The 17,236-nt window shown below is 40.2% G+C and carries 11 protein-coding genes; all 11 read right to left on the bottom strand.

The features are described 5' to 3' along the window. Nucleotides 1-65 precede the first annotated feature (65 nt). Nucleotides 66-4,013 (bottom strand): helicase-exonuclease AddAB subunit AddA, encoded by a 3,948-nt coding sequence (gene addA / locus ACQV2S_RS00300; protein WP_428884906.1) that lies wholly within the window; start codon nt 4,011-4,013, stop codon nt 66-68. Beyond that, on the bottom strand, nt 3,988-7,590 hold the full coding sequence (locus ACQV2S_RS00305; RefSeq protein ID WP_428884802.1) for a PD-(D/E)XK nuclease family protein: 3,603 nt from the start codon (nt 7,588-7,590) through the stop codon (nt 3,988-3,990). The genes addA and ACQV2S_RS00305 overlap by 26 nt, the downstream gene beginning before the upstream one ends. Before the next feature lie 72 nt (nt 7,591-7,662). Continuing rightward, a complete protein-coding gene (gene pepT, locus ACQV2S_RS00310) occupies nt 7,663-8,889 on the bottom strand; it encodes a peptidase T (RefSeq protein WP_428873639.1) in 1,227 nt (408 codons plus the stop codon). Nucleotides 8,890-8,903: 14 nt separating this feature from the next. After that, on the bottom strand, nt 8,904-9,707 hold the full coding sequence (locus ACQV2S_RS00315; protein WP_428884803.1) for a Nif3-like dinuclear metal center hexameric protein: 804 nt from the start codon (nt 9,705-9,707) through the stop codon (nt 8,904-8,906). Beyond that, on the bottom strand, nt 9,688-10,431 hold the full coding sequence (locus ACQV2S_RS00320) for a tRNA (adenine(22)-N(1))-methyltransferase (protein ID WP_428884804.1): 744 nt from the start codon (nt 10,429-10,431) through the stop codon (nt 9,688-9,690). Before ACQV2S_RS00320 ends, ACQV2S_RS00315 begins: the two co-directional genes overlap by 20 nt. Nucleotides 10,432-10,493: 62 nt before the next feature. After that, nucleotides 10,494-11,189, bottom strand: a complete 696-nt coding sequence (locus ACQV2S_RS00325; RefSeq protein WP_428884805.1) for a YjjG family noncanonical pyrimidine nucleotidase — start codon at nt 11,187-11,189, stop codon at nt 10,494-10,496. A 183-nt stretch (nt 11,190-11,372) separates the two neighbouring features. Then, a complete protein-coding gene (locus ACQV2S_RS00330; protein WP_428873635.1) occupies nt 11,373-12,215 on the bottom strand; it encodes an aldo/keto reductase in 843 nt (280 codons plus the stop codon). A 124-nt stretch (nt 12,216-12,339) separates the two neighbouring features. Beyond that, nucleotides 12,340-13,482, bottom strand: a complete 1,143-nt coding sequence (gene rpoD / locus ACQV2S_RS00335; RefSeq protein ID WP_428873634.1) for an RNA polymerase sigma factor RpoD — start codon at nt 13,480-13,482, stop codon at nt 12,340-12,342. Nucleotides 13,483-13,494: 12 nt separating this feature from the next. Next, nucleotides 13,495-15,336 (bottom strand): DNA primase, encoded by a 1,842-nt coding sequence (dnaG, locus tag ACQV2S_RS00340; RefSeq protein ID WP_428884806.1) that lies wholly within the window; start codon nt 15,334-15,336, stop codon nt 13,495-13,497. A 34-nt stretch (nt 15,337-15,370) separates the two neighbouring features. Further along, nucleotides 15,371-16,627 (bottom strand): MFS transporter, encoded by a 1,257-nt coding sequence (locus ACQV2S_RS00345; RefSeq protein WP_428884807.1) that lies wholly within the window; start codon nt 16,625-16,627, stop codon nt 15,371-15,373. An 11-nt stretch (nt 16,628-16,638) separates the two neighbouring features. Continuing rightward, entirely contained in the window at nt 16,639-17,232 is a 594-nt protein-coding gene (gene yihA / locus ACQV2S_RS00350) for a ribosome biogenesis GTP-binding protein YihA/YsxC (RefSeq protein WP_428873631.1), read from the bottom strand. Nucleotides 17,233-17,236 lie beyond the last annotated feature (4 nt).

The raw sequence follows: 17,236 nt of genomic DNA on the forward strand, positions 1-17,236 counted from the left end.
TTCATCTGAAAAAAAGCATCCGCTTTAGGCTTAGGTCAAAAGACCCATGCTTCTTTTGCGAATGCTTAATAAAACGATTGCTGATTCATCTGTTCATCCATCGCAACCACCTGGTCGAAGCCTAAGGCCACGATATAAGTACCGATATTAGGTAGTTTAAGGTGGCTAGCTAAGGCGTCCTTGTAAAGTTTCAACTGGTAGCGATACTTGTCTTTTAACCCTTCCAATTGTTCTTGTTTGGATTGACTCAGATGCGGACGGTAGCGGTCCGTCTTGAAGTCAATCAAGACAAAACCTTGATTAGGTATCACATAATAGCTATCAATTACCCCGTGAACCAGAATCGAATCTTGCTCCATCTGCATACTTTGCTTGCTCTCAGTCAGATTGGCGAACAAGTCCTTAGCCGGTACCAGGTAAGAAAAAGCTTGTTCCCGTTTAAGTTGATCGCTGTTTTCTATCATTTGTTGGCCGATCGGACTTCGGAGGAAGTTAAGAATTGTTTCCAGGTACAGATGTGGCCGATCTTCTGCTTCCATCAAACCTCGCTCAATCATCGATTGGATCTGGTCTTGTAAGATCTGATTATAATCGGCTGGGTCAGCTAATTTAAAGGGACCAAAGTCCACCTGCTCCATCAGATAGTGGTTCAAAGTTCCTATCCGAGCTGCATCAAGCGTTTTGGACTGCATAAAGCTTGGGGCTTCAAAGGTATCTTGCGTATAGCGAATCCCTTGAATCCCTTGATTCCCTTGATCTATATCAATGGATGCATCTAGCTCATGCATAGATTCCTTCCGCCGGTCTGCATAAAAAGAAAGAGCTGGATGCGGTGGTTCTTCGAACAAACGTTTTAATTCCGAAACAGATTGATAGGCAGCTGTCTGACTGGCTAATTGATAAGGGTATTGGGCAGTTAGCAATTCTTCAAGCTGGTTGATCCTCTCATGCTTGTGCTTGGGTTGATCGAAAGCTTCGCCCTTTTGTAGCGCCTTCAACCAGGCCGGCGGGCTGGCTATTGGATGGCTAGCCGTCACGCTAGGTACATTGGCTTGAATTTGGTCTTCAGTATAGATACGTGTGATAAAGTCTTGAGCAGTAATTGTGGCGAGTGATTGATGGTTTCTTTGAGCGAGGGAAGTTGCCTGATGAATCCAATCCAAGAAACTATTAGCTTGTGATCTGAGTTCTAGGGCCACTTGCAAGCTGTCAGGGTCAGTCATCATCTGATAATGGTCGCCCTTTTCTTGCCATTTTTCCCTACTCTCAATCGAACCCACTATCATTAATTTCTGCTCGGTTCGCGTCAAAGCTACATAGAGTACCCTTAATTCTTCGGCTTTTGCTGCTTGATCTAGGAGCATTTGTCGCGAGGTTTTACTGATGGATTGATAATAGACAAAGTCATCCGTTTGGTAGTGGTTCATACCCACTCCATAATGCTTGGTCGCCACAATAGCTTTTTGGCTATCCATTAAATTAAAGCGGTGATTACTGTTAATTAAATAGACAACCGGGAACTCACTCCCCTTAGAAGCATGAATGGTCATAGCCCGCACCATATTTTGATCCTTGTCTAATTGTAGGGGTTCTGCCAAGTCTTTGTCTTGTTCTAAAAGAGTCTCAATATAGTGGATAAAACTTGCTAAACTGCCTCCTAAACCTTGATTAATGGTTTGAGCTTTTTGATAAAAAGCATGAAGATTAAGCTGACGTTGGCGCCCCATATCTAAGCCCACCACATAGTCTAAGAAGGAAGTGTCTAGATAGATTTGCCAGATGACTTCATCAATAGCCTGGTGGCCAGCAAAGTCACGCCATTTTGCAAGTTGGGTAAAAAAGTTTTGCACTTTCTTTTGTATGGCTAATAATGGATGATCCTTTTCAAATACTTGACTCAATAAGCCTTCTACCGCTTGATAGAAGGAAGCTTGTGGATGATTAACCCGAATCAAGGCTAAGTCATTGTCACTCAAGCCTACAAAGAAAGACTTGAGAATAGCGACCAGAGGAATATCCTGCATGGGATTATCGATTAATTTTAAGAGGGCTAAAATTAACTGAATCTCTTGTCGCTGGAAATAGGTCTCAATGGCTTGTGAAGTAAAAGGTAGCTGGTAATGGCTGAAGGCTGCCTGCAAATTGGCAAAGCTGGATTTGGTAGAACTTAGCACCACAATATCCTTAAAGGTCATCAAACGATCCCTACCCAATTCTTTATCATAGATTTGATAGCCTGCGCGCAACTTGGCTTGGATATCTTGAGCAATTAGATGGGCTTGGTAATCAATTCCCTTGTCTATTAATAAATCAGGACGATCTGCTTGCATTTGATCTTCTTCGTCTGAGCGTTCCTTGCTATGTAAGAGCAATTCAATGGCATAGTGGTCTATTTCCTTTGCAATTGTGAAGTCCTGGTTGCCGGTCATCAAACGCTCATTTTTACCATAGGTCATTTCTCCAAAGGATTCATCCATCAAGCGTTCAAACAGATAATTGGTAAAGTTAAGGACTTGGTCCCTTGAGCGGTAATTCTTATCCAAGATAATCAAGTGACCTTGGTCACTGGTTTGGTAAGTACGGTATTTTTGGAGGAATAGGGATGGTTCTGCCATCCGAAAGCCATAGATAGACTGTTTAACATCTCCTACCATAAAGAGATTGCCTTTGGTCGCTTCCACCCTTTCACGTGATAAGTAGGATAAGATGGCTGCTTGGATTTCGTTAATGTCTTGATACTCATCCACTAAGACTTCTTCAAAGAGGGCTTGAAAATATTCAGCTGCCGCCGATGGCTTACGTTTTCCTAATTGAGCATTATAAGGCGCTAAAATCTGCAAGGTTAAGTGCTCAAGATCTGAATAATCAATCCACCCTTCTTGAAATTTATAGTCTTGCATGGCTTGGTAAAATAATTTACTTAGATCGCTTAATTTTCTTAAGTAGGGTTGAATCGCCGCTTCGACTTCCTGCATAGTTTGGTAAGGATAAGGAAAGTAAGACTGAATCTTAACTAAAGTTTCCTTACTAGCTTGACGGTATTGCTTAATTATTTGCAGTGTTTCTAAGTCTTCTTCATGGGCTTTTCCTCTTGAACTCGGCCAGCGGCTAAAGCTTAGGTTATCTAAAAGTTGACTAAAGTGGGCCATATCGTTTTGTAAGAAAGCTTCTGTTAGTTCGACCACGCGCTGCCCTTCTGCAGATAATACTGGTTCAAACTTATCTAGCGTCGGCCTTGAACAAGAAGCTAAGAGACTCAAGCCATCTTGATAAGAACGATCAGCAAGCTTTAACTGTGCTTGAAGTTGGATTTTTAGACTTTCTTGATAGAGTTCACTCTTCCAAAAGCTTTCCAAACCATCGGTCTCAGCCACCATTTGGTCCAACCAGATTAAGGGTTCCGGATTGGCGCGGGCAAACTCATAAATATCTAAAACAATTGAACGCAAGGCTTGATCATCACGACCACTGGTTAAACGAATTAATAGGTCTTGATAATCGGCTTGTGTGACTGCCAGTTGAGAATCGGCTTGACTAATTTGATCAATAAGCTTGTCCCAGACTTCTTCCACCATGACTTGTTTTTGACTTTCATCACTTAAGAGGTTGAAGGCTGGATTAATATCTTCCAGATAGAAGAAGTTTTGAATCACAAATAAACAAAATGAATGAAGTGTTTGGATGTGGGCACTAGGCAGCTGATTAATTTGACTAAGCATGTATCGCTTTTCTTCCCCGTCTAGCGATTGGTTCACCGCTGATTTTAACCGTTTCTCCATTCGTTCTTTCATCTCATTGGCCGCAGACTCAGTAAAGGTCACGACTAAGACTTCTTTCAATTCGGCATAACGTGTCAGTAGATGATTCATAATCCGTTCGATTAAGACCGTGGTCTTACCTGAACCCGCTGACGCAGCGACTAAGATATTATTTCCCCTTTGATGAATAGCCTGCCATTGTTCGTTGTTAAATTTACTATTATCCGGTTTAATCGGTAAGGTTTCTATGATGATCGCCTCCTTCGCTTGCTGCTTTGTTAAGTAATTTTTCCTTCATATGAGCCAAAACTTCTTTTTTATTGACTTGCTTATGGCGATAACGGTGGAAGGATTGTGTTCCATCGAAGCCTGTAATCACTCGGTATTGAGCATTTAAGGAGAGGGTATAAGGATTTTCGTAAAAAGGAGCTAAGGCAATATCACCACTTTGAATAGCCTGAGCTGCTTGTTGGAATTGATAATGCGTATAATCTAAGAGTAAATCGACTTCTTCTTTAGTAAAGAAAGGACTTCTAGCATGATAGCCCGTCTTGGTATAAGTCACCGGATAAATGCGACTTTTACTAGCTTGGTGATCAAAGGATTCAACTATTTGTAAGTCATCCGCCTCAATGGTTACAAACCCTCTCAATGTTCGTTGACTTAAAAGCGTCTTAGTCTGTTGATCAACTTCTCCTTGGGCATAATGTTTGTCCGCTTTATAAAAACTTGGTAAAAGATGCTGGTAAAAAGCACCCAGAGGCTGGTAATCAGGATAATTTTTCAAAGCTACTGCTAAATAAGTTAATAATTGTAAGTCTAAGCCATAATAAGCATCCACTAAGTCAAAGTCTTTTTTACCTGACTTATAATCGACCACTTGTAACAGTTTCTGCTGACCTTTTTGAATACGATCTAAACGGTCGATCTTCCCTCTTATGCTTAGTAATCCTCCCGCAGCCAATGGGTATTCAAAGCCAGCCACTTGACTATTGCCCCCTGTGCCAAAGACTAATTCTGAGGCTAAGGGTTGGTAATGAGTCAAATTGTTTTGTTCTTGCATTAATTGAACAAAATAAAGCAGGCGTTGATTTAATAGATGATGAATCGCCTGCATCCGCGGATGTTTGCTGAGCACTTGGTAATTAGGATCTTGGTTTAAAGCGTCAATCACTCCACCTAATAAGTCCTTAACTTCTTCTTCTGACAAGTCAGCTAAAGATTTCCCTTGGGCTTGTACCAATTGATTGAACTGGTCTAAGGCCTGGTGGAAGTAATCACCTGAAAGCGCAGCATCCAGTTCAAAACGTTCTCTTTCCTTCAATCGTAATCCATAGCGTAAAAAGTGGGAATAAGGGTCAGCAAAAAACTGTTCAATCCGAGACACCGATAGTGATAAGTTGCGACCGAAGAGTGCTAAGGCTAAATTGCTATCAATCTTATCCGGTAGGTCATTAAAATAAAAGGTTTGAATAATTAAGTCGACGATGCCACTTGCTTTAAGGCTTGCTTTGTTTTGCCTTTCATAATCAACCATCAACTTTAATAATTCTAAGAAAGCGGGCTGAGGGCTTTTACCCTGCACAAAGTCTTGATGGATTTGATATAAAATAGGGGCCTTGTTACTGGCATACCGTCCAAAATCGGCTAGTCTTAAAGGCGTTTCTAAAGTTGCATCTCTACTATAGTCAGCTTGGTGAATCAGTTTAAGATTGGCGATGTCTGCCGCTTGTTGCAACCATGGTGAAAAGTTACGGACTTGGTCGCCTTGATGAATGGCATAGGAAATAATCAATTGATCCGTCGCTAACAGTAAGACTTGATAAGCTAATAAGTATTCCATTTGATACCCTTGATGTTCCTGATCGGATAAATATTGATGGGCTAAAAGTTCTTGATTGATAGCTTGGCGATGTCTGGGGGTCAACAAACTATCCCTAGCCTGTTTAGCTGGCAAGGCTTTTTGATCCATACCAATCACAAAGGCAATTTTACAAGGTTGAACTTGAGGGGACACAATATTTGAAATCATCACTTGGTCCAAAGTAGGTGGAATGATATGATAGGTCGCTGCTGAAAGACCAGCTTCTAGGATTTCAAAGAAGGTGGCTAGGTCTAAATCTGCTTGCCCATAGATTTGGTGGTATTCATCGAGACTATTGACCAATACCTGCCAAACTTGTTCATCTTGGCGCGATTGTTCAATCTGACCCTTTTGAAGTGCTCGGTCCCTTAAATCCATAAGAGCTTGCCTGATGCCGATTGCTTCTAATTTTTGATAGAAGCTAGCGGCTAATCCATTCTGGCCTTTGCTGCTTTTTAGGGCTTTTTTATTAAATCCAAAGTGTTCAACCAGATAGGTCCTAATCCAGCTAAAGGCCTCAGCCAGTGTAAAATCATAGACCTGTCCTTCAGCTGAATGAAAAAAAACATCTTCCGTCATAAAGAGCCAGTCATAGGATAGGTTAGCAAAGCGATAACCCTCATACTGATAGGCTATTAAATAATTCTCAAAGGAATAGACCAAGCGCTCTAAGTCTTGGTCAGCTAATTCAGCAAAAGCCGAATGAAACTGCTCCAGCCTTACCAAAGGAGATTTTAAAACTTCTAAAATATCAATCAGTCGCCAGTTATAGCGGTCCAGGCGAATGAGATGTTGGATAAGGGTAAAAAGTGGATGGTCGGTCATAGCCTTAGCATGGTCAAAGAAATAAGGAATTTGATTGGCCGCTAGAATCGGAGCAATCATGGATTGATAGGCTTCTAAATCTCGGGTGTAGACTTGAATGTCTTTATAACGGTAGCCTTTTTTTGTAACCAGATAATGAATGCGATTGGAGACATACCGTAATTCACTCTGGATGGAATCAAATTGTAAAAAGCGGTGGCAGTTAAAGTTTCTATCAGCTCTTTGGTGGGTAGCTGATGGCAGTAAGTCTTGTTGGGCTTTAAAGGCTTGCGCTAAGCTCAAAATCGAATCTTGGTAGTTAAAAGCCTGGTCTTTAATTTCCCAATCGGGTTCAATCGCTAGTCCCATCTGCTGAGCTAAACTGCGAATGCGGTAGTAGGTTGCATAAGGTAAAGCGGTAGTCATCAAGGCTTGATTAGCCCTTAATTCAGCGCTCTTGATGGGTAAGACAATCTTAACTTTACAAGCATGCTTAGCCAAACTTAAAAGTAATTGCATTTCCTGGCTATTAAAGTAATAGTAGTGGTCCATTACAAAGAGATACTTATTTAAATTTTGATGGTTGATATAGTCCATCAAGTCTTCCTGCTTGGCAAAATTATCAATCCGAAAATCACTCAGTGCCTTTAGAAAGGCTTGATAAAGCATTTGTAATTCTTTTTGCTTTTCTATTTCCAAATCCATCCAAGTAAAATCTTGCGCTGTCTCAACTTGTAAATCTTCCACTTGAATATTGCCTTCGATAAATTCTTTAAAAAGAACGACTAAGTCTTCGATAAAACCTTGATAGTGAGCCTGCTTTTGGTAAACCACTAAGTTTTCCCGGTATTGGTTTAAGACTTGCCGTACAATCATCGACAGACCTAAGTCACTAATCTCATGACTGGGCTTTTGATCTTTCATCAAGAACCAGTTTAAGCGTGAAAAAGAAGCCACCTGCAAATTAAAAATAGAGCTGACTTGGTCCACTTGATGGTCACGGATTTCTTCTAAGACAAACTTTTCCATTTCAAATTTCAAGTGTTCTGGCACGATATAATAGACTTTTAAGTCAGGTGTTTCTTTCAATTGGTCCATGATGGCTTGAATAAGAAGGCTTTTTTTATTTTGACTCAAGTCGCCGGTAACAAATTGAATCGTCACGCTATCTCCTCCTTTGGGTAGAAGAACAGGCTGGATCCCTGCTCCAGCCTGTAATTATTATTTTACTTTTGCTTATTGGGCATTTAATTCCGCAATTTTGATAATTACTTCTGTCGCCTTAACCATGGATTCAACTGCCACGAATTCAAAGCGTCCGTGCATGTTTTCGCCACCGGCAAAGATATTTGGGGTTGGAATCCCCATGAAGGAAATCTTTGAACCGTCGGTTCCACCACGGATAGGCACAATGTTAACAGGAATATCTAAAGCTTCCATGGCTGCTTGGGCTAGGTCAACCGGTGTCATATCCTTTTCAATGATTTCAGCCATGTTGTAATATTGGTCTTTCATTTCCAATGTGATAGGTGGTTCAGCATATTCTTTGTTGATGTTAGCAACGATTTCTTCCACCTTGGCTTTACGCTTTTCAAAAAGATCACGGTTGAAGTCACGAATAATTAGCACTAATTCTGCTTCATCGACCGTCCCTTCTACACTTAAGACATGATAGAAACCTTCGCGGCCAGAAGTTTGCTCTGGTACTTCTGCTTGTGGAAGATCAGACATGAAGAGATTCATAATGGTTGTGGCATTAATCATTTTGCCTTTAGCAGTTCCTGGGTGTATATTTTTACCACGAATTTTCAATACTGCTTGAGCCGCGTTAAAGGATTCATATTCTAACTCGCCAACCGGTCCGCCATCCATGGTATAAGCAAAGTCTGTCGCAAAACCTTCTGCATCAAAGTGATCTGCTCCACGTCCAATTTCTTCATCCGGACCAAAGGCTACACGGATTTTACCATGTTTGATTTCTGGATGTTGGATTAAGTACTCCATAGCGGTCACAATCTCAGCAATACCGGACTTATCATCAGCCCCTAACAGAGTAGTTCCATCAGTGGTAATGAGGGTTTGACCTTTATAAGGTGGTAGGTTAGGAAATTCACTAACTCTCATTACCCAATCTTCACTCAAGTGCAGATCTTTACCGTCGTAGTTTTCAAAGACTTGTGGCTGCACATTTTCAGAATTAAAGTCGGCTGTATCTACGTGAGCAATAAAGCCAATGCTGGCTACTTCTTTATCAGTATTAGCCGGTAAAGTAGCTGTGACAAAGGCATTTTCAGGATTTAACACCACTTCTTCCATACCGATTGCTTTTAATTCATCGACCAAAAGATTTAAAAGGTCAAATTGAATGTCAGTCGATGGAATGGTGGTTGAATTCTCATCCGAGCGAGTATTAATCTTAGCGTAACGAATTAAACGTTCTTTAGTTTTTTCAAATAAGTCCATAATCATTCTCCTTTTTATTCATAAGTAAAGGGATCAGTGGAAACTGTGGAAGCAATCACTTCAAGATCCCAACCCTTTTGTTCGATAGCTTCTTTTATTCTGGCCACTTCGACCTCAATAAATAAATGCTCAATATAATGACTGGCATCAATAGTCATAAAGGGCTTTTCATATAGATCATGCCCTGTATGGAAGCTGATATCTCCGGTAATAAAGACATCGGCTTGGACCTTTTCGACCTGGTTCATAAAGCTGGCTCCGGCTCCGCCTACAATAGCAACTCGTTGATAAGTGGCTTGCGGGACTTTTTCAATCACTGTTAAAGCAGGTCGTTTGAAGACTTGCTTGACATAGGCAAAGAGTTCATGGCGCGTTAGAGCTCGAGGCAAGTTGCCTATCCGGCCAATCGCTACCTGTCCTTCTTCTAGATCGATTAAGGGTTTAATATCAGTTAACTTCATAGCTTGAGCCAAAATATCATTCATGCCACCAGGGGCGGCGTCATAATTGGTGTGCATGGCAAAGACATTGATGCCTGCTTGAATGGTTCTTTGATACATTTTTATCTGGGGCTTAGACTGGTCGAAACGCTCGATTGCTTTGAAGAGGGGCGGATGGTGTAAAATCAAGCTATCTACATCTTCTTCAATAGCCTCTTCAACCACTTGTGGTCGCATATCCAAAGCGACCATCACCTTTTTAATCGCTTGTTCAGGATGGCCAAAGTGTAAGCCGACCTTATCCCACTCTTCGGCATAAGCCGCAGGATATTTTTGATCGAGATAAGCCATTAACTCTTTAAAAAAGAGCTTTGTCATAGTCTACCACCTCCTCTATTTTATCTATTTCGGCTTGAATAATGTCTACCTTATTTTTGCGGTCTTGGGCCATTTGCTCATATTCTACTCCATGAAACAACTGATTAAGAATAAAATGGTGGTGGTTTAATTCATTATGCCAGTAATCTTCAAAGATTGGCCCCCTTTGAGTCAAATGTATGGGACCAAACATGATTTCTTTATCAGTGTAAATTGCTTTTTCTGCTTGCTTTTGAGCAACCATTACTTCATAAAATTGCCCCTTTTCATCAATAAAGCATTCGTTAAGAATATGGTAATAATGATCTTGTAACCAGGCTCTGACTTTGGCAACTGCTGTGTTAGCTTGTAAGACTAAGAGTTTTGGTAATTTTCCCGCATGATAACCTGCTTCTAAGATGGAGACAATCAAACCACCTCCCATACCACAGATAGCTGCTGTATTAATGGCATCACTGGTTTCAACTGCCGCAAAGCCATCGCCAAGACGGACGATGATTTTATCTTGCAATTGACTTTCATTGACTTGTTTCACAGCCGATAAATAAGGTCCTTCCACTACCTCACCTGCCACTGCAAATTCTATCTGTTTGTTTTTAAGTAAATTACATGGTAAATAAGCGTGATCACTACCGATATCTGCCAACCGAATCGGCGCTTGACCATATTGAACGATATATTGCGCAACTTTTTCCAGTCGTTGAGATAGTCTTTCGATATTCATCCGATACTCCCTTTCATAAGTCTATTATATACTAGAAAAGCATTTTTGAGACTACCTATTTTTTATCTGTAGATGATTTTGGCTAAATCATTATAGTTATCGACCACATAATTGGCCGGTAAGTGGGACTGTTTGTTTTCATTCAAATGATTAAACCAAACACAATCAAGCCCTGCGTTTAAGGCGCCTTGAATATCAGCACTCAAGGAGTCGCCAATAACGAGTGTCCTTTTAGAATTGAATTCTCTTATATTTTCAGCGACATAATCGAAAAAGCCTTTAGAAGGCTTCACATGGCCAATCTCTTCTGAAATAAAAATTGCTTCAAAATAAGGATTCAACTTTGCATGTTCTAAGCGCGCCCTTTGAATAGCAGAAATACCGTTGGAAATGGCAAACAGACGCTTCCCCTCCTTAAGACAAGCATCGAGGAAGCTTCTTGCACCTTCAATTAGCTGGGCTTGTCTGCCTATACACTTTTGATAGGCTTGAGCCAATTCTACCCCATCCCGCTGATAACCAAAGTGATCAAATAATAAGGCAAAACGACTAGAAATTAGTGTTTGCCGATCAATTAACCCTAACTCTAACTTGTCCCATAAAGAATGATTGAGCAAAACATAGTAGTCAATAAAACGAGGAATAGCTTGCTGGGGAACCCCTTCTTGGCTTAAGAATTCAAGTAAGGCTTGGTCTTGGGCTTGATTAAAATTAAATAAGGTGTTATCTAAATCAAATAATAATAATTGATAAGTCAATTGATCCTTCCTTTCATTCTTAAAGTCACTATTATGCGCTTATTATAAACCAATTTGTCGATAATATATAGCTTACTTAAGTAAATATTTAATAAATTTTTATTATTCAGCTAGACGCACTCAATCATAAAAAAAGCCGGAAAGCTATTAAAGCTTCCGGGTCATCTGTTTAAAGTTCCTTTTTTAAAAGTCAACTTGATCAGGGTCGCTTTGTGTTTTCACCCCCTCTAATTGATCCAACTTTTTGCGGTCTTCTGCTTCTAGCTCAAAGTCAAAAATGTCTAGGTTCGATTCAATATTAGCCGGTGTTTTTGATTTGGGTAAGGGCAGAAAGCCTTTATCAAGCGACCATCTTAGGGCAACTTGCGCAACACTTTTCTTATATTTTTTTGCTATTTCTTCGACTGGCACTTGCTCAAAAAGACTACCACTTCCTAGCGGACTATAGGCTTCTAGAACCATATCATGTTGTTGGCAAAAATTAACTAAATTCTCTTGCGTAGTTCCCGGAGCGAGTAAGACTTGGTTAACCATGGGCTTTATCTTGACAGAGGCTAGTAAAGCAGCTAAGTGATGAACCATGAAATTGGACACCCCAATGGCTTTTAGTTTTCCATCTTGATATAATTCTTCCATCAACTGCCAAACTTCTTGATTAGCTTGCATCCATGCCTTGTCCTTGCGTAAGTGAACGGGATTAGGCCAGTGAATTAACAAAAGGTCTAAATAATCTACTTGCAACTTTTGCATGGATTCTTCCACCGCTTGCTTGGCTAGACTGTAGGAATGCTTGTCATTCCAAATTTTAGTAGTTAGAAAGATCTCTTCACGTGGAATACCTGAATCTTTAATGGCTCGACCGACACTGGCTTCATTGCCATAGACTTGAGCAGTATCAATGTGACGATAGCCTACCTTTAAGGCATGAAGGACACTTTGATAGGCTTCTTCACCTTCTTTTAACTTCCAAGTACCAAAACCAATTTTAGGAATCTTGACACCGTTCTTTAATAAATAACTTTCCATTAATCTTCCCCCTTTTGCCTACCTTAAGTATAAAACGATTAAAGCGCTTTCGCAAGTAAAGGCTTAAACACGAAAAACTCCTTCCGCTCATTTAAGCGTATGAAGGAGTTTTTCTTGTCTTATTCTATTCGATAAAGTCTTTTAATTGTTTAGACCGACTAGGATGGCGTAATTTTCTCAAAGCTTTGGCTTCGATTTGACGAATACGCTCACGCGTTACACCAAAAACCTTACCGACTTGTTCAAGGGTGCGAATATTGCCATCATCCAAGCCGAAGCGTAAGCGTAGAACATTTTCTTCACGGTCAGTTAAGGTATCCAACACATCCTCTAACTGTTCCCTTAAGAGGGCTGAAGCCGTATGATCTTCTGGACTTAAGGCGCCTTCGTCTTCAATAAAATCACCTAAGTGCGAATCGTCCTCTTCACCAATGGGGGTTTCCAAAGAGACCGGTTCTTGAGCAATTTTTAAGATATCACGTACTTTTTCAGTTGGTAAATCCATTTCTGCTCCGATTTCTTCAGGCGTCGGTTCTCTACCCAGGTCTTGTAACAATTGTCTTTGGACTCTTACTAATTTGTTGATGGTTTCCACCATATGAACCGGGATGCGAATGGTTCGCGCCTGGTCGGCAATGGCTCGTGTGATGGCTTGACGAATCCACCAAGTAGCGTAAGTTGAGAATTTGAACCCTTTAGTATGGTCAAACTTTTCAACCGCCTTCATCAAGCCCATATTCCCTTCTTGAATGAGGTCTAAGAAGGACATACCACGACCCACATAACGCTTAGCAATCGATACTACTAAACGAAGGTTGGCTTCAGCCAATTCTTGCTTAGCTAATTCATCGCCTTCTAAGATACGCTTGGCCAATTCGACCTCTTCATCTGCATTTAATAGATCGACACGACCAATTTCTTTTAAATACATACGAACAGGATCTGCTACCTTTATTTTTGAAGCGGCTGCTTTTTGGGCGGCTGTTAGGACTTCTTCTGGTTTAACGTCTTCTGCTCTAACCATTTGTTGCTTGGTTGGTCCACCATCATCACCTACTACCGCAATCCCTTGGTCTTCCACCTTTTGAATGAGCTTATCAATGCCATTGGCATCTAATTTATATGGAATGGCTAATTGATTGCTCAAGTCATCATAGTGAACTTGACCGAGAATTTTCTTTTCTTTTATCAGCTTTTCAGTGGCCTGGTCTAAAGTCAGCTTTAATTCATTTTTACTTGCTTTATTGTCTTTCTTTTCTTTTGCCATAAAGTAAGCCCCCTATTCTTTTGTCTTTAATTTTCTTTGCAACACCATTAAGCGATTAATCACCTCGGTTGCCTTATCGGCTTCTTGCTGTTGGTGATATTGTTTAAATTGGGTCTTTAATTCTTCAATTTCTTGTTCTAAAAAGGCGATTTGGATGGTATTTAAACAGTCGGTCATCGCTTGATCTTGATAACCAATCGGTTCAAAATCCCACATTACATTCGTTAAAAGACTATTGACTTGAACCTCTTCAATATTACCAACTATTCCTGTTAAAGGCAATTTGTTGCCTTGATAATAGTAATCCGTCAAGGCTAGAAAGGCCTTTTGTGAAAAGTCATGGTAGAGAAATGGCAGCTCATTTAATTTTTCTAAATAATTCCAAGCCTCTTGATAGTACATTAAAAAGCCTAACCATAATTTTTCACTTTGAAAGGCTTTAAAAGAATCTACTTTTAAGGCCTGCTGATCACTTTGTAATTGCGGAGGTGGTTGATGATGGTTGATAGCTGGTTGCTTTTTAGCAGTCTTTCTTTGACCTCCACTCAAGCGCAACATTCGCTCTTGCAAGAAGCTTTCTGCTATTTGAAATTCTTCAGCAAGTTCCACCAGATACAATTGTTTCTCGACGGGTGATTGGATTTTGTTTAAATCAACTAATAAACGGTCGATATATTCCGCCACAGCAGCTTTATCATCCATTTGAAAGAATTGCTTGTGATAATTTTTGAAAAAATTAAAGGAAGTTTGTGCTTGGTTTAAAAGTGTTTGGAAGGATTCTTTTCCCCTGGCTTTCAACCACTCATCAGGGTCCATCCCTCTAGGTAAAAGGATTGATTTAAATTGGGCTTTGGGAAAATCTTTTCCCAATTCAAAGGCTTTAGCTGTAGCTTTTTGCCCTGCTTCATCGCCATCAAATACAAAGAGAATTTCATTGGCTAATTTGGTCAAATAAGACAAGTGATCATGGGTCAAGCTAGTCCCCATGGTAGCTACTGCCTGTTCGAATCCTGCTTCGTAAAGTGCAATCACATCCATAAAACCTTCACAAACTATAATTTGTTTTAACTTGCGAATGGCTGGTCGTGCCAAATCAAGATTATAAACCAGCTGACTCTTATGAAAAATAGTGGTTTCAGGCGAGTTAACATACTTACTCTTGCGAGAGTCCCCTGCTTGATAGAGGCGTCCAGAAAAGGCTAAAACCTTTCCTTGATTCGATCTCAAAGGGAAGATAATCCGTCCACGAAAGCGGTCGATAATGGCTGGACTATTTTCAGCTTGGTAAAAAATACCCGAAGTCAGTAATTCTTCTTCAGTGAAAGACTGATCCTTTAAATAAGTCCATAAGAGCTCAGAATTATCAGGCGCTAACCCTAAAGCAAAGGCATCAATCGTTTCCTTCTTTAAGCCACGATCGCTTAAATAAGCATAAGCTTGATTACCATTTTCTGTAGCAGTTAAAAAGTAATGATAGAATTGACTAGCTTTTTCATAGATCGCATACAATTGTTTATCTTGATGAGGAATTGGACTATAATCATCTTCAGCTAATAAACTTGAATCCAAAGGGTAGTCTGCAAACTCTGCCACCTTAATAACCGCTTGTTTAAAGGATAGCGATTCAATTTCCTGGATAAAACCAAAGACATTGCCCGCTCTACCACAAGAGAAGCATTTGAAGATTTGCTTTTCGGTATGAATGGAAAAGGATGGGTTATTGTCTTCATGAAAAGGGCAAGAGGCAGAGTAGCCTGGACCCCTTTTAGTCAGTTGCACATATTGACTGACAACGTCTTCGATTTTAACCGACTGCCTGATAGCATCAATCACCTCATTCGGTATATAGGCCATGGCCTGCCTCCTCTAATAAAATTTCAAGCTTGTTTTAAACAGCTTTAGTAATTGGCTTTTTAGCTTTCCACAGTAGGAAGGCACCCATCATAAATTGAATCACAATTACAAACAAGCCTTTGAGCGAATCGCCCGTTAGTTGGGTAATAATTCCCAGAATGGTGGTACCTAAAACTGATGAAAATTTACCGAAAATATTATAAATACCAAAAAGCTGGTTGTTTTTCTCCAGTGGAATAATAGAACCAAAATAAGAACGACTAAGAGATTGAATCCCACCTTGAGCTGAACCTACTAAGATAGCGATGATCATAAAATCCACAAAAGAGGATAAGGATAGGGCCATTAAACAAATTAGAATGTAGGTCCCAATACCTGTAAAAAGCATAGTGCGCCTTCCCCAGCGTTTGGCTAAGATGCCATAAATAATCGAGCACGGAAAGGCAACGATTTGAATCACTAACAACATCAATATTAACTGAGTAGCTGTTAAGCCCTGGTCACTTCCGATGGAGGTAGCCATTTTGATAATCGTTCCTACCCCGTCTATGTAGAAGAAATAGCCGATTAAGAAATAAACAATCACCTTGTCTTTGGTTAGTTCCGTTAGAGTTTCTTTGAGAGAAGCTAAAGTTGAAGCGATAATATGGGGCTGCTTTGGGTGGTCCATATAGACCTGGTCGACATTTTTCCAATAAGGAATGGTAAAAACAAACCACCAAACAGCCGTTAAAAGAAAACCGATATTAACCACTACACCCTCTTTTAACCCACTTGAAAATTGTAAAAGCATAAAAATTAAGAAAGGAATCACACTTCCGATATAACCAAAACCAAAACCGGCTGAGGACACTAAGTCCAAACGGTCGCGACTGGTGACATCCATCAAGGAAGCATCATAAAAAATATTAGCAGTCGAAAAACCGACAGCTGAAAAGCCATAAAGTACCAATAGCCACTGCCAAGAAACTTGACCAATCAAAATCATCGATAGCACTGAGAAAACACCTAAGAGCGTAGCAGTGGTAAATAATTTTTTACGGTAACCAGGAAAATCTGCTAAAGTCCCTAAAAAAGGAGCCATCATAGCGACAGCGATCGTCCCGATAGCATTGGTATAACCAAGATAAGCTGTTGAATTAGCATCAGAGACCCCCGCATTGGTGGCAATACTCTTATAAAATATAGGGAATAAAGCGGTGGTGATCATTAAAGAATAGGCAGAATTGGCCCAGTCTTGTAGAATCCATGAAAATTCCTTCTTGGTATAAGTAGAACATAGCTTTTTCACTTTATTGACTCCTATTCATCCATTAATAAACTTTCAAACAAGTCTAAAATATCTTCGCGACCTTCTCCGGTTACCGATGAAAAAGTGAAAAGCGCATCGGTTGTTGGTAAATTTAAACTTTTCTTATAGAGGGATAAATGTTTATTCCATTGGCTTTTTTTGATTTTGTCCGCCTTGGTCAAACAAATGGCAAAAGGAATGTCTAATTCTTCGGCAAATTGATACATTGCTTTGTCTAATTGAGTGGGCTCGTGACGAATATCCATCAAGAGGATTAATAAACGAAGATTTCTTCTTTGCCGTAGAAAATTCAAATTCATCTTGGCCCAATTTTTACGATTTAGCTTGGAAACCCGAGCGTATCCATAACCGGGCACATCCACGACACGAAAAGCAGCGTCGTTTACCGAATAAAAGTTTAAAGTTTGGGTCTTACCAGGCTGTCCAGAGGTCCGGGCCAACTTATTACGTTGGAGGACCTTGTTAATAAAACTGGATTTGCCAACATTTGACCGCCCGGCAAGGGCAATCTCAGGCACTTCATCTTGTGGCGCTTGGGACTCTTGAACAGCTGAAATTACAAATTTTGCTTCTTTAATGTGCATTCGT

Origin of the sequence: Facklamia sp. P13064 (assembly GCF_050409425.1) — a bacterium.
GTDB lineage: Bacteria > Bacillota > Bacilli > Lactobacillales > Aerococcaceae > Facklamia.

Coding starts and splice junctions, on each gene's coding strand:
- ACQV2S_RS00330 (WP_428873635.1), bottom strand. CDS start 12,215: ATGGAAAGTTATTTATTAAAGAACGGTGTCAAGATTCCTAAAATTGGT.
- ACQV2S_RS00320 (WP_428884804.1), bottom strand. CDS start 10,431: ATGAATATCGAAAGACTATCTCAACGACTGGAAAAAGTTGCGCAATAT.
- rpoD (WP_428873634.1), bottom strand. CDS start 13,482: ATGGCAAAAGAAAAGAAAGACAATAAAGCAAGTAAAAATGAATTAAAG.
- pepT (WP_428873639.1), bottom strand. CDS start 8,889: ATGGACTTATTTGAAAAAACTAAAGAACGTTTAATTCGTTACGCTAAG.
- dnaG (WP_428884806.1), bottom strand. CDS start 15,336: ATGGCCTATATACCGAATGAGGTGATTGATGCTATCAGGCAGTCGGTT.
- yihA (WP_428873631.1), bottom strand. CDS start 17,232: ATGCACATTAAAGAAGCAAAATTTGTAATTTCAGCTGTTCAAGAGTCC.
- ACQV2S_RS00315 (WP_428884803.1), bottom strand. CDS start 9,707: ATGACAAAGCTCTTTTTTAAAGAGTTAATGGCTTATCTCGATCAAAAA.